General features: G+C 66.7%; 11 protein-coding genes. 7 read left to right on the plus strand and 4 right to left on the minus strand.

Translation table 11 applies throughout. The features are described 5' to 3' along the window. Positions 1-7: 7 nt before the first annotated feature. The gene (locus ACNH6H_RS21065) at positions 8-739 is read right to left on the minus strand and encodes an RluA family pseudouridine synthase (RefSeq protein ID WP_418320245.1); all 732 of its coding nucleotides are present in this window, start codon (positions 737-739) and stop codon (positions 8-10) included. A gap of 71 nt (positions 740-810) precedes the next feature. Here ACNH6H_RS21065 and ACNH6H_RS21070 point away from each other — a divergent pair, with 71 nt between their 5' ends. After that, complete coding sequence (locus tag ACNH6H_RS21070; RefSeq protein ID WP_418320246.1) at positions 811-1,296, plus strand: DUF456 domain-containing protein; 486 nt, start codon at positions 811-813, stop codon at positions 1,294-1,296. Between the two features lie 60 nt (positions 1,297-1,356). On the opposite strand, the gene ACNH6H_RS21075 is transcribed toward ACNH6H_RS21070, so the two are convergent. After that, complete coding sequence (locus ACNH6H_RS21075) at positions 1,357-2,280, minus strand: Tim44 domain-containing protein (protein WP_418320247.1); 924 nt, start codon at positions 2,278-2,280, stop codon at positions 1,357-1,359. A gap of 164 nt (positions 2,281-2,444) precedes the next feature. After that, a complete protein-coding gene (locus ACNH6H_RS21080) occupies positions 2,445-4,040 on the minus strand; it encodes a GMC family oxidoreductase (protein ID WP_418320248.1) in 1,596 nt (531 codons plus the stop codon). A gap of 318 nt (positions 4,041-4,358) precedes the next feature. Here ACNH6H_RS21080 and ACNH6H_RS21085 point away from each other — a divergent pair, with 318 nt between their 5' ends. After that, entirely contained in the window at positions 4,359-6,242 is a 1,884-nt protein-coding gene (locus ACNH6H_RS21085; protein WP_418320249.1) for an ABC transporter ATP-binding protein, read from the plus strand. 14 nt (positions 6,243-6,256) lie between these two features. Here ACNH6H_RS21085 and ACNH6H_RS21090 read toward each other — a convergent pair whose 3' ends face one another. Next, positions 6,257-8,617: a TonB-dependent receptor plug domain-containing protein gene (locus ACNH6H_RS21090; protein ID WP_418320250.1), complete on the minus strand. Its 2,361-nt coding sequence runs from the start codon at positions 8,615-8,617 to the stop codon at positions 6,257-6,259. A gap of 147 nt (positions 8,618-8,764) precedes the next feature. Between ACNH6H_RS21090 and ACNH6H_RS21095 the strand changes: the two genes are divergently transcribed. The 5 genes from ACNH6H_RS21095 (at position 8,765) to ACNH6H_RS21115 (ending at position 12,729) form a co-directional block, all read left to right on the plus strand. Next, positions 8,765-9,373 carry a cyclic nucleotide-binding domain-containing protein gene (locus ACNH6H_RS21095; protein WP_418320251.1) on the plus strand — a complete coding sequence of 203 codons (609 nt, stop codon included), beginning with the start codon at positions 8,765-8,767 and terminating at the stop codon, positions 9,371-9,373. A gap of 112 nt (positions 9,374-9,485) precedes the next feature. Beyond that, positions 9,486-10,256, plus strand: a complete 771-nt coding sequence (locus ACNH6H_RS21100; RefSeq protein WP_418320252.1) for a ParA family protein — start codon at positions 9,486-9,488, stop codon at positions 10,254-10,256. Next, positions 10,253-11,230 carry a diacylglycerol/lipid kinase family protein gene (locus ACNH6H_RS21105; protein WP_418320253.1) on the plus strand — a complete coding sequence of 326 codons (978 nt, stop codon included), beginning with the start codon at positions 10,253-10,255 and terminating at the stop codon, positions 11,228-11,230. Before ACNH6H_RS21100 ends, ACNH6H_RS21105 begins: the two co-directional genes overlap by 4 nt. Next, positions 11,227-12,069, plus strand: coding sequence for a metallophosphoesterase family protein (locus tag ACNH6H_RS21110; RefSeq protein ID WP_418320254.1), 843 nt, complete (start codon positions 11,227-11,229; stop codon positions 12,067-12,069). The genes ACNH6H_RS21105 and ACNH6H_RS21110 overlap by 4 nt, the downstream gene beginning before the upstream one ends. Positions 12,070-12,177: 108 nt before the next feature. After that, entirely contained in the window at positions 12,178-12,729 is a 552-nt protein-coding gene (locus tag ACNH6H_RS21115) for an N-acetyltransferase family protein (protein ID WP_418320255.1), read from the plus strand. Positions 12,730-12,756 lie beyond the last annotated feature (27 nt).

Below are 12,756 nucleotides of genomic sequence, written 5' to 3' on the forward strand. Positions count from 1 at the left end.
ATCGGATCTAGAAAGGAACCGGCGATTCGACGCCGATGTCGCAGCCGCGCAGCGGATGCCACCAGGCGAGCGAGCAGGCATGCAGCATCAGCCGGCGCTGCGGCGGCCCGCTGTCGCCGCTGCCGTACAAGGCATCGCCGATGATCGGATGTCCGATCGCCAGCAGGTGGACCCGCAACTGGTGCGAGCGGCCGGTGACCGGGGTCAACGCCAGCCGCGTCGACAAACCGGCAGCGTCGAAAGCGACGCTGCGCCAGTGGGTCAGCGACGGTTTGCCAGCGGCCTGGTCGATGCGTTGGCGCGGCCGGTTCGGCCAGTCGGCCGACAGCGGCAGATCGATCACGCCGAAATCGCCGACCGCATTGCCGAGCCGTCCTTCGACCAGCGCCGCATACTGCTTGGCAATCCTGCGCTGCGCAAATTCGATGCTGTAGTGGCGTTGCCAGTGCGCACCGCGGGCAAACAGCAGCACGCCCGATGTCGCCATGTCGAGCCGGTGCACGACAAGTGCTTCCGGAAAGACCGCCTGCACCTGTTGCGCAACGCTGCCGTCGGCAAGCGCGCCGCGTCCCGGCACCGACGGGCAACCGGCCGGCTTGTCGACGACGATGCAGGTTTCGTCGAGGTGCAGGATCGGCGGACATTCGCGCGGCTGGGCCGGCGTTCCGGCGACGTCGGTGCAGCATGCCGCCACCGCCGTCCCCGCATCACCGACGAAGCTGCGATCATTGCCTGCCATCAACCCTCACCATCCCGATCCGCCATGCACCACTTTCCTGCCTTTCACGCTGCCGCCAGCGGGACTGCCCGATGAACTTCGACATCGTGTTCTGGCTGTTGAGCGCGATCCTGATCATCGTCGGCCTGGCCGGCACGGTGTTGCCGGCGCTGCCGGGTACCGCGCTGATCCTCGGTGGCATCATCCTCGGCGCCTGGGTCGACGGCTTCGTGCGCGTCGGCACCGGCATGCTGGCGGTGATCGCGGTGATCGCGGTGATCGCCTGGGTGCTGGATTATGTGGCCGGCCTGCTCGGCGCGAAGCGGGTCGGTGCCAGCCGCGAGGCGGTCATCGGCGCACTGATCGGCACCGTTGTCGGGCTGTTCATGGGCGTGGTCGGTGTGTTGTTCATGCCGCTGGTCGGTGCCGCGATCGGCGAATTCATCGCGATCAAGGAACACCGCCGGGCGCTGCACGTCGGCTTTGCGACCTGGCTCGGCATCATGGCCGGCTTGCTCGCCAAGGTCGTGCTGGCCTTCGTGATGATCGGGCTGTTCATCGCCGCCCTGATCTTCTGACGCAGGCCCTCGCGGGCCGGCTGGCAACACGCCGCTCGGCGTGTTGCCGCGCTGCGATGCTCAGCGCTGCTGGATACCGGCGATTGCCCAGGAGCGGCTGTCGTCGACCGGCTTGACCAGGTGCCAGACCTCGTCGAAATCGCTGGCAGCTGCGTCGCGCTCTTCGCGGATCAGGCCGTGGAACCGCACGCTGACGATCTGCTGGCCGTTTTCCTCGGCGACATCGAGCACCTCGGCGTCGACCTTCAGCACATCGGTGGTCTGCGGCTGCTCGCCGCGTTCCTGCAATTCGAGGCGAACCGCGGCGAACATCTCCGGGGTCGTGAAATTGCGCAGATCGTTCAGGTCACCGGCATCGTTGGCGGTCTGCATGCGGATGAAGATCATCTTCGCGATCCGCTCGAAACCCTCGGTATCGAATCCGGCAGGGATCGATCCGGCTGCGGCCACTGGTGCGGCCGCTGCGGCGGCCGGCATCGACGAGCCGCCTGCAGGCGGATTGAACATGTTGCGGTTCATCGGTTCGGCGGCCAGCGGGTTGCCGTGACCGGCGGCCTGCAAGCGCGGGCCGGCCGATGTGGCCGACTGCGGGCCGAAACGCCGCATCAGCAGGCGGATCACGAAGAAGGCTGCGACCAGCATCAGCGCGATCATCAGGAAGTTGGCCATCTCCTCGCCGAGGCCGAGATGACTCATCAGTGCGGCCAGACCGAGGCCTGCGGCGAGGCCGGCGATCGGTCCCATCCACGAACGCTTGCCCGCGGTGGCTGCCGCACCGGCGGCGGCCGGAGCAGCCGCATTCGCCGGTGTCGCCTGCGATGGCGGCGGCGTCGTCGGCTTCTGTGCCGGCGTCGTGCGCTGCAGGCCCTGCGAACGGGCCCCACCGAAGCGTTTTGCCTCGGCATCGGTTGAAACCAGGGCAGTGCCTGCGCTGCCCAGAACCATCAGGACGCTCATCGTCGCTGCCAACCAGCCTTTTTTCATCTCGTCGTTTCCTTTTTCACCACATCGGTGTCGTTGCCGCACAAGGCGATTCGACACATTAACCCACCGTTATTTCCAGGGAAGGAGGTGGGGTCAGCAGCGGTTTCTTCAAGCCGCCGCGGCGGCCAGTGTACGGTAGCCCGGACTGCGCCAGCGTGGCGTTTTCACTCAGCCGAGCGGATCATGTCAGCCGCTTTCTCGGCAATCATCATCGTCGGCGCATTGGTATTTCCACCAACGATCTGCGGCATCACCGATGCATCGACGACGCGCAGCCCGCTTATCCCCTTGACGCGCAGTTCTGCGTCGACGACATCGCTGGCCGCCGGGCCCATCCGGCAGCTGCCGACCGGGTGATAAATCGAATCGGCCCGGTTGCGGATGAATTCGGCGATCTCGGCATCGGTCTGCGCCGCTGCCGAGACCGCAAGTTCACGTCCGCCGAGCTCGGCCAGCGCCGGCTGCTGCAGGATGTGACGCATCAGCTTGAAGCCGCGGACCATGCCGGCGACATCCTCGTCTTCAGCCAGAAAATTCGGATCGATCAGCGGTGCGGCCAGCGGGTCGGCGCTGGCCAGCTTCAAGCTGCCGCGGCTTTTCGGCCGCAGCAGGCAGACATGGCAGGAATAGCCATGCCCGAATACCGTCTTGCGGCCGTGGTCCATCAGTTTGCCGACGACAAAATGCAGCTGCACATCGGGCAGCGGCTCCTCGGGGCGGCTTTTCAGAAAGCCGCCGGCCTCGGCAAAATTGGTCGTCAGGCAGCCGCTGCGGCCGCGCGACCATTCGCGGATGCCGGCCAGCAGATTCCAGACCCCGCGCGGCGAGATGCCGAACAGCTCGGTCAACGCCGGCGAGTCGATCACCTGGATCACATCGGGGTGATCGTGCAGATTGGCGCCGACGCCGGACTGGTCGAGCAGCGTCGCGATGCCCAGCTGCTGCAGTTGCTTGCCGGGCCCGATGCCCGACAACATCAGCAACTGCGGCGACAACAATGCGCCGGCACTGAGCAGCACCTCGCGCCGGGCGCGCACCTGCTTGTGGTCGCCATCCTGCAGATACTCGACGCCGATCGCCCGCCGGCCTTCGAAAAGAACCCGGGTCGCGTGTGCCGACGTGATCACGCGCAGATTCGGCCGACCGAGGTTGGGCGTCAGATAGGCTTTTGCGGCGCTGAAACGTTCGCCGCCGCGGTGCGTCACCTGGTAGCCACCGACACCCTGCTGCTCCTCGCCGTTGAAATCCGGGTTCAGGCGATGACCGGCCTGTGCCGCTGCGGCAAGAAAATCGGCCGTGTGCCGGTTCGGGCTGGCCAGGTCCATCACGTTCAGCGGTCCGCCACTGCCGTGGAAGCGGTCGGCGCCGCGCTCGTTGTTTTCGGCCCGGATGAAATATGGCAGCACCTCGTCGTAGCTCCATCCCGGGTTGCCTGCGGCGGCCCAGCCGTCGTAGTCGGCGCGGTGGCCACGGATATAGACCATCGCATTGATCGAGCTCGATCCGCCGAGCACCTTGCCGCGCGGCTGGTAGCCGCGGCGGCCATTCAGCCCGGGCTGGGGCACCGTCTCGAAACACCAATTGGCGCCACCGGTGCGCGCGAGCAGCGCAATGCCCGCCGGGCAATGCAGCAGCATGCTGCTGTCGGTCGGCCCGGCTTCGAGCAAGGCGACCGTCACCGCCGGGTCTTCGCTGAGACGGGCGGCCAGCACGCAGCCTGCCGATCCGCCGCCGACGACGAGGTAGTCGAACTCCATCATCAAGATCCTCACGTTCGACCGGTGCGGGCCCGATGGCTCGATGCAGGTCGACCCCGTCGAAGGTCGCCTGCCACTGCCCGGTCTTGATTGGCTGTCCGGGAGGACCGGCCGATGGTATCGGTGCAGACGTCGTCGGTCCGGCACTGGGCTAGAGGTTGCTCCCCAGCGCAGGCGATGAAACCGCTCGCCCGACCGGGGCGGATTGCAGATGAAATCGACCGCTGCGCCGGCTGCGATATCGTCGCGGTTCCAGGCAGATGCGGCATACCGACCCGGGGCGCCGCGCGCCTGAGGCCTGTCCCCGACCCGGAGATTCGTGTGTTCAAGTCCTTCGAAAACCTCGTCCATCCCTATCCGGAGCAGATGCCGGGGACGTTGCCGAAGGGCTTTTTTGCGTTTCTCTGGCGCTGCACCGCCGGGCTGCGCCGCTTCATCCTCGCGATGACGCTGCTGACCGCGCTGATCGGCGTCTTCGAGGCGATGTTGTTCAGCATGCTCGGCAATGTCGTCGACTGGCTCGGCAAGGCCCAGCCGTCGACCTTCTGGCAGACCGAAAGCCGCAACCTGCTGCTGCTCGCCGGCATCCTGCTGGCCAGTCCGCTGCTGATCGCGCTGCAGACGCTGATCAAGCACCAGACGCTGACCGCCAATTTCCCGATGCTGCTGCGCTGGAATTTCCATCGGCTGATGCTGAGCCAGAGCATGTCGTTCTATCAGGACGAATTTGCCGGCCGGATCGCAACCAAGGTGATGCAGACGGCACTGGCGGTGCGCGAGTTCTGGATGATCATGGGCGACATCCTGGTCTTCGTCGTGATCTATTTCGTCACGATGGTCGCGCTGGTCGGCGGCTTCGACCTGTGGCTGCTGCTGCCGTTTCTCGGCTGGCTGGTGCTGTATGTCGGCGCGATGGTCTATTTCGTGCCGCGACTGGGCAAGGTCGCGAAGGCGCAGGCCGATGCGCGCTCGCTGATGACCGGCCGGGTGACCGATGCCTACACCAACATCGCGACCGTCAAGCTGTTTTCGCATGCCCGCCGCGAAGCCGGCTTCGTCCGCGGCGCGATGCAGGAGTTCATGGTCACCGCACACGGCCAGATGCGGCTGGTCACGATGTTCGAGATCGTCAACCACATCCTCAGCATGGCGCTGATCGCGAGTACCGCGGGTGCGACGCTGTGGCTGTGGACGCTCGGCCAGGTCGGTATCGGCGCGGTCGCCGCGGCCACCGCGATGGCGCTGCGGCTGAACGGCATCTCGCACTGGGTGATGTGGGAGTTTGCCTCGCTGTTCGAGCACATCGGCACGGTGCAGGACGGCATCAATACGCTGTGCCGTCCGCAGGCGATCGTCGACCGGCCCGATGCCCGGCCGCTCGAGGTGCCGCGCGGCGAGGTCCGCTTCGAGCATGTGCACTTTGCCTATGGCGGTGCGACGCCGGTCGTCGACGACCTGTCGTTGTGCATCCGGCCCGGCGAAAAGATCGGCCTGGTCGGCCGCTCCGGCGCCGGCAAGTCGACCGTCGTCAACCTGCTGCTGCGTTTCTATGACGTCGAATCGGGCCGCATCCTGATCGATGGCCAGGATATCGCCGGCGTCACGCAGGATTCGCTGCGCGCCCATGTCGGGATGGTCACGCAGGATACGTCGCTGCTGCACCGCTCGGTGCGCGACAACATCCTGTACGGCCGCCCGCATGCCAGCGACGACGAGATGATCGCCGCGGCGAAGCGGGCCGAGGCGCATGAGTTCATCTGTGCGCTGGTCGATCCGAAAGGGCGCACCGGCTACGACGCCCACGTCGGCGAACGCGGCGTCAAATTGTCCGGCGGCCAGCGGCAGCGGATCGCGATCGCCCGGGTGATGCTGAAGGATGCGCCGATCCTGCTGCTCGACGAGGCGACCAGCGCGCTCGACAGCGAGGTCGAGGCGGCGATCCAGCGCAGCCTGTACCGGCTGATGGAAGGCAAGACGGTGGTCGCGATCGCGCACCGGCTGTCGACGATTGCCGCGATGGACCGGCTGATCGTGCTGGACAAGGGCCGCATCGTCGAGGAGGGCGACCACCGCAGCCTGCTCGCGCGCAACGGCCTTTATGCGCGGCTGTGGGCGCACCAGAGCGGTGGCTTCCTCGGCGACGATGCCGACGATGTCGCCGCCAACGAGGACGGCAAGGCTGTCGAGCTGATGCCGGCGGCCTGAGCGGCCCGCTCCTTTCAGAGCTTCATTTCGAGCCGCAGCGTCCACTGTGTGCGGGTCGTGCTGCGGTTTTCGCTGCTGTCGCGCAGGCTGCCGGTATCGACGCTGCTGACCGTCTGGTAATCGAGCGGCAGCAGGTCGCTGGCGCCGACCCGCAACGACAGGCCCGGGTTGAAGGCCCAGATCGCAAACGCCTCGAAGCTGCGTTTGGTGCTGGCGCTGCGTCGCTGCGTGTCGCTTTGCTGGACGACGTAGCTCGGCGTCCAGTTCAGGTTGCCACCGACGCTCAGCGGCATGCCGCGGAAGCGGTAGTCGGCACCGAGGTTGGCGGTTGCCGACGGTTGTTCCTCGAGCCGGTTGTCCGGGCCCGGTACGCCGTCGACGCGAGACTGGAACAGGCTCAGGTTGCTGCGCAATGCAACCGGCGGCAAACCGGCGCGCAGTTCGTTCAGCCTCGCCTTGGCCTCGAGTTCGATGCCTTGTGTGACCGCATCGCCGATATTGCGCGGCTGCGAAACCCAGCGCGGCTGCTGTGCCCACGGCACCGTCTGCAGCGATGTCACATTGCGGATCAGGTCACTGATCCGTCGATGGAACAGATTGACGCTGACCAGGCCGCCAGCGCTCAGGTAGTGTTCGTAGGCGAGGTCGATGCCGGTCGCCAGTTCCGGCCGCAACTGCGGATTGCCGATGCTGTCGGGGCTGGTCGCCTCGTTGCCGCCGGGCGCCGGATAACGCGTCGACAGCGAGGGTCGCGCGATCAGGTTGCGCAGCGTCGGCGACTTGTAGCTGCGGGTCAGCGCGACACGGATCTGGTCGCGGCTTTTTTCATTCGGTTTCCAGACCGCCTGCAGCAGCGGCGTCCAGACCGCGCTGCGCTGGCTGACCGGATCGGCCGCGCCGTCGCTGCGGGTCGCGATCTGTTCCCAGCGCAGCCCGGCATACGCCGACCACTGCTTGCTCGGATTCCACTCGTCCTGGATATACAGCGCCAGCCGCTGCGACGAGGCGTCGAGCTCGTTGTTGAAACCGGTCAGCAGCGCGACGCCGTTCTGCACGCTGCTGCGGCGCTCGCTGCGCCGGATCAGTTCGACGTCCCAGCCGGTGACCAGGCTGTGCTCGCTGGCCAATTCGTGCGACAACTTGCCGAGCGAGCTGAGCGAGCGTTCGCGGGTCGATGAATCCTCGTCGAGCCGGCGCCGCGCGACACCTGCGGCGTCGAATTCCTGCCGCCGGCTGCCCGAATCGCTGTCGAAGCCTCCGCCGCCGAGACGCAGGTCGAGCCGCGAGGATGCCGCCAGGCGTTTCTGCCATTGCGCATTCAGACGCATCACCTGCAGCCGGTTATCGGAATCGATTTCGGCATCGCTGTACGGGGCGGCCGTGCTGCCAATGGGCTGCTCGAGGTGGCGGCGGCCCGTGCCGTCGCTGCGCGCCAGCAGCAAAAACGGTTGCAGGCTGAGGCTGTCGCCGTCGCCAAGCCGCCACTGCAGCCGGCTGCTCAGGTTGATGCCGAGCCGGTGGTCGCGGTCGACGCCGGTTTCATGCTGCTCGAGCGTGGTGGCGCCGCTGTCGATGCGCGAGATCGTCGTCCGGTTGTCGATCGGATCGGCGCGGTTGCGCCGGAAGACCGATACCGACAGGTTGTAGGCATTGCCCGCGCCTTCGCCGAGCTTGTCGTTGCGCGTCCACGAGATGCCCGGCGAGGCATATCCGGCTTCGACAGTGGTGCCGAAACGCAGATCGTTGAGCCGCTTCTGCAGCGCCTCGCGCAACACGATGTTGATCGTTCCGGCGACCGCCCGGGCGCCATATTCGGCGGTCGGCGCGCGCAGGATCTCGATCCGTTCGACCTGTTCGGGCGTCAGCGATTCGAGCGAAAAACCGGCGGGAATCGGCTCGCCGTTGATCAGCATCTGCGTATAGCCGCCGCCGAGCCCGCGCATTCGCGGACCGCCGCGCCGCCCCGGCGCGCCGCCGGTGGTCACCCCCGGCAGGCGTTTCAGCACATCGCTGACACTGCTGTCACCGAATCGCTCGATTTCCTCGCGTCCGACGATGATCTTCGCGGCGGTCGATTCGCGGCGCTCGCGGGTATCGGCGTCGCCGGCGGTGCTGCCGGAGATCTGCACCCGCTGCAATGCCGCGGGCGCGGCGGCACCGCTGGCCGGCGCCTTCGGCGGCGGTGTCTCTGCGACGGGTGCAGAGGCCGGGGTCGCCGGAGCGGCAGCGGCGGCGCCCGCATCCTGGCCCTGCGCCTGGGCAGCAGAAACCAGGCAATACAGCGCCGCTGCGGCCAGCGGTGCGCGCCGCAGCAGGTCACGCTCGAGGCGACGGCAAGCCGCGGATGAAGACGAACAACGGGACAACAGGCGCATGGTCTGCGGGGCGGCGGGGCTCGAGGGGGGCGCGATTCAGGACCGAATGGCGCGTGATGGGGTGTATTCTCCTGCAGCACAGCCGCAGCAGCCGCTTGGCTCGACTGCCGCTTTGGGCCGGACCCTCGTTTCTTGTCAGGTGACCCGATGCAACCGCCATCCCATGATGCAAACGATGCGCGCAGTGCCGACGACCCGCAGGCCGGGCGCGGTGCAAGACCGCTGACGAGCAGCCCGGCGCTGGCCGAGCTGGCGACCGAACTGCTGGTGACGTCGGCGGCGATCGGCGAGCTGAGCGCCGACGAAGCCGCCTGTGTCGTCGGCTACATGGGGCTGGTTGGCTATCCGGCCGGTGCCACGGTGCTGCGCGAGGGTGACGCCGGCAATACCAGCTATCTGCTGCTGATCCTCAGCGGCGAGGTAACGGTCGAGACAGCCGATCCGGTCACCGCGACGCAGGTGCCGATTTCGGTGCTCGGCCCGGGCAATGTGATCGGCGAGATGGGCTTGATCGACGGCTCGCCGCGCTCGGCCAGCTGCATTGCGGCAACGCCGCTGCAGGCAGCCGGCCTGACCCGCAAGGCGCTGCAGCGCCTGATCGACGAGCAGCCGAAAGTGGCTGCGCGGCTGATGGTCGGCCTCTGCAAGCGGCTCGCCGACCGGCTGCGCGGTCTCGGCGAACAACTGCAGATCTATTCACGGCTGAACACCACGCTGCAGCAGCAACTCGACCGGCTTGCACCACGCAGCCGTTGATCGACGACCAATGTGGCAGGGCACAATTGCGGCCCGGCACACACGGTGAGCGTCACGCTGGGCAGGGGCCCGGCAGCGGCGGCATCGATCCATCAACGAAGCAGGAACGCGCATGCGGCATGTCGTTTTCAATCAGAAGGGCGGCGTTGGCAAATCGACGATCACCTGCAACCTTGCAGCCGTCAGCGCCTACCAGGGCCACCGCACGCTGGTCGTCGATCTTGATCCGCAGGCCAATTCGACCCGCTACCTGCTCGGGTCGGCGGCCGATGAGCCGCTCGTCAACATGGCCGAGCTGTTCGAGCAGACGCTGAAATTCCTGGCCCGGCCGAAGGCAACAGGCGAATTCATCTACGAAACGCCGTTCGAGGGCTTGCACCTGATGCCGGCCTCATCGGAACTCGAGGAATTGCAGAGCAAGCTCGAATCGCGGCACAAGATCTACAAGCTGCGCGAGGCGCTCGACGAGATTGCCGGCAACTACGACCGCATCTACATCGATACGCCGCCAGCGCTGAACTTTTTCACCCGCTCGGCACTGATCGCGGCGCGCGGCTGCCTGATCCCGTTCGACTGCGATGATTTCTCGCGCCGCGCGCTGTATGCGCTGCTGGAAAACGTCAACGAGATCCGTGCCGACCACAATCCGAAGCTGAAGGTCGAGGGCATCGTCGTCAACCAGTTCCAGCCGCGCGCGAACCTGCCGCAGCGCGTCGTGCAGGAACTGATCGACGAGGGCCTGCCGGTGCTGCAGCCCTATCTGAGCGCGTCGGTGCGGATCCGCGAATCGCACGAACAGGCGATGCCGATGATCTACCTCGATCCGCGCCACAAGCTGACGCAGGAACTGATCGCGCTGCACGACGCGCTGCCGACGAAATGAATCCGCCGCCGGCCGCCGGGCCGCTGTTCATCGTGATGAACGAGGGCTCGGGTCGGACCGATCCGGGCGAGCGTCGCGAGGTCATTGCCGCGGTGACCGCCCGTCACGGCCGCCAATACCAGTTGATGAGTTTCGATCGGCGCAAGCCGATCGCCGGCGTCGCCGCCGAAGCGGTGCGGCAGGCCTCGGCGTGTGACGGTGTCGTCGTCGCCGCCGGAGGAGACGGCACGATCAATGCGGTGGTCCAGGCGGCAATCGGCAGCGGCTGCGGTTTCGGCGTGCTGCCGCAGGGAACCTTCAACTATTTCGCGCGCACCCACGGCATTCCGGAAGATACCGAGGCGGCCCTCGAGCGCGTGCTCTCGGGGCGGCCGGAACCGGTGCAGGTCGGTCGCGTCAACGACAAGGTCTTCATCGTCAATGTCAGCCTCGGGCTGTATCCGGAACTGCTCGAGGACCGCGAATCGTTCAAGCAGCGCTTCGGCCGGAGCCGGGTCGTCGCGATGTTCTCGGCGATGTTCAGCCTGCTGCGCGAGCACCGGCAGCTGAACCTGCAGGTCGACTGGCGTGAACCGGGCACCGACGACGACAAGGAGGGTGCGCCGCCGCAGCGCCTGCGGACACCGACGCTGTTCGTCGGCAACAACCGGCTGCAACTCGAGCAGATCGGCATCGACGAAGCGGAACAGCTGCAGCATGGCCGGCTGGTCGCGATTGCGCCGCGCGATGTCGATACGCTGTCGATGTTCGGCCTCGCGCTGCGTGGCGCGATCGGCCAGCTCGGCGATGCCGAATCGGTGCGCAGGCTGGCCTTCCGGCGGCTGCGGGTCGAGCCGATCGGGCGCTTCGGCCGGCGCCGCTACAAGGTTGCGACCGATGGCGAAATCGCCTGGATGAAGCCGCCGTTCGATTTCAGCGTCCATCCGCAACGCCTGTGGCTGATCAAGGGCGAACCCGAGCCGTCCGCCCGATGAGTCTGCTGCTGCAGGTTTCCGACACCCATTTCGGCACCGAACGCCCCGAGGTCGTCAGCGCATTGCAACGCCTGGCCGGCCGGCTGCAGCCCGATGTGCTGGTCGTCTCCGGCGACATCACGCAGCGCGCCCGGCCGGCCCAGTTCGAGGCGGCGCGGCGGTTCTTCGACAGCCTGCGCATACCGAAGCTGCTGGCGATTCCCGGTAACCACGACATCTCGCTGTTCAACCCGTTTTCGCGCCTCTTCATGCCGTACCGGCGTTACAGCCGCTGCTTCGGCAACAACCTCGAACCAGAACTCGAGTTGCCCGATCTGCTGCTGATGATGCTGAATACGACCCGTCGCTGGCGTCATGTCGATGGCCAGCTGTCCCCACGGCAGATCGACCGGGTCGCACGGCGGCTGCGCGCGGCGAAGCCGAGCCAGCTGCGGGTCGTCGTGACCCACCAGCCGATCGCGGTGTGCACGACGATCGACCGGCACAACCTGCTGCATGGCCATCGGCGGGCGATCGAGGTGTGGTCGGCGGCCGGCGCCGATCTGCTGCTCGGTGGCCATATCCATCTGCCCTACATCCGGCCGCTGCACGAAAACCACCCGAGCTGGGTGGTGCAGGCCGGCACCGCGGTGTCAAGCCGGATCCGCCACGAGGCCGGCAATTCGATCAACCTGATCCGCACCGGCGATAGCGCGGCCGGACAGCATGTCGGCCCCGCCACGGCGCGCAAGGCCATCGTCGAGCGCTGGGATTTCAACGATGCGGTTGGCGAGTTCGTTGTTCATGAGCAACAATCTCTGGCTTGCGGCCCGGTGCGGCCGCCGAAACCCGACCGCTGACCTGGATGGATTGCCGTTGCCGAACCGGCAATGCATGCAACGACGACAATGCGGGTCGCAAAAAATACAGCCGTTACAGTCCTGACCTTTTTTCGTTTGACCGATCTCATGCCTTTGTCCACTACCGACCTGCCGACCCGTACCGCATTTGCCGTCCGTCCCGCCTCGCTGCGGGACGCCAAACCGATTGCCGAAGCCCATGTGGCTGCATGGCAGGCCTGCATCCGCGAGGCCGGCCCGATCGAGGCATTGCAGAGTTTTTCCGTCGAGCGCTGCCAGGCCTACTGGCGCGAGGCGATCGACCTGTGCGAGCCGCAGGTGCTGGTCGTCACCGACAACGACAAGGTCATCGGCTTTGCCGGCTTCGACCGTTCGCGCGACAAGGGCACGCCGTCGACGACCGGCGAGCTCTGGGCGCTGTATGTGCACCCGAATCACTGGAACCGCGGCGCCGGACTGGCGCTGTGGGATGCCGCCCGCGACGGGTTGCAGGAAGAGGGCTGCACCAAGGTCAGCATCTGGCTGCCGATGCGCTTCGAGCGGACGATGCGCTTCATCGAACTCGCCGGCTTCAAGCGTGAACCGGCATCGGCAAAGACCATCGAGGTCGGTGGTGGTGCACGCATCGAGGAAATCCGCCTGCACCGCAGCGTGATGTGAGGGCGCGGGCCGGCCGCTGCGCCGGCC

The organism is Pseudideonella sakaiensis (assembly GCF_048320135.1).
GTDB lineage: Bacteria > Pseudomonadota > Gammaproteobacteria > Burkholderiales > Burkholderiaceae_C > Ideonella_A > Ideonella_A sakaiensis_A.

What these genes read in the sequence shown, in the direction of transcription:
- ACNH6H_RS21065 (WP_418320245.1), bottom strand. Translation starts at nt 739, where the DNA reads ATGGCAGGCAATGATCGCAGCTTCGTCGGTGATGCGGGGACGGCGGTG.
- ACNH6H_RS21070 (WP_418320246.1), top strand. Translation starts at nt 811, where the DNA reads ATGAACTTCGACATCGTGTTCTGGCTGTTGAGCGCGATCCTGATCATC.
- ACNH6H_RS21075 (WP_418320247.1), bottom strand. Translation starts at nt 2,280, where the DNA reads ATGAAAAAAGGCTGGTTGGCAGCGACGATGAGCGTCCTGATGGTTCTG.
- ACNH6H_RS21080 (WP_418320248.1), bottom strand. Translation starts at nt 4,040, where the DNA reads ATGATGGAGTTCGACTACCTCGTCGTCGGCGGCGGATCGGCAGGCTGC.
- ACNH6H_RS21090 (WP_418320250.1), bottom strand. Translation starts at nt 8,617, where the DNA reads ATGCGCCTGTTGTCCCGTTGTTCGTCTTCATCCGCGGCTTGCCGTCGC.
- ACNH6H_RS21095 (WP_418320251.1), top strand. Translation starts at nt 8,765, where the DNA reads ATGCAACCGCCATCCCATGATGCAAACGATGCGCGCAGTGCCGACGAC.
- ACNH6H_RS21100 (WP_418320252.1), top strand. Translation starts at nt 9,486, where the DNA reads ATGCGGCATGTCGTTTTCAATCAGAAGGGCGGCGTTGGCAAATCGACG.
- ACNH6H_RS21105 (WP_418320253.1), top strand. Translation starts at nt 10,253, where the DNA reads ATGAATCCGCCGCCGGCCGCCGGGCCGCTGTTCATCGTGATGAACGAG.
- ACNH6H_RS21110 (WP_418320254.1), top strand. Translation starts at nt 11,227, where the DNA reads ATGAGTCTGCTGCTGCAGGTTTCCGACACCCATTTCGGCACCGAACGC.
- ACNH6H_RS21115 (WP_418320255.1), top strand. Translation starts at nt 12,178, where the DNA reads ATGCCTTTGTCCACTACCGACCTGCCGACCCGTACCGCATTTGCCGTC.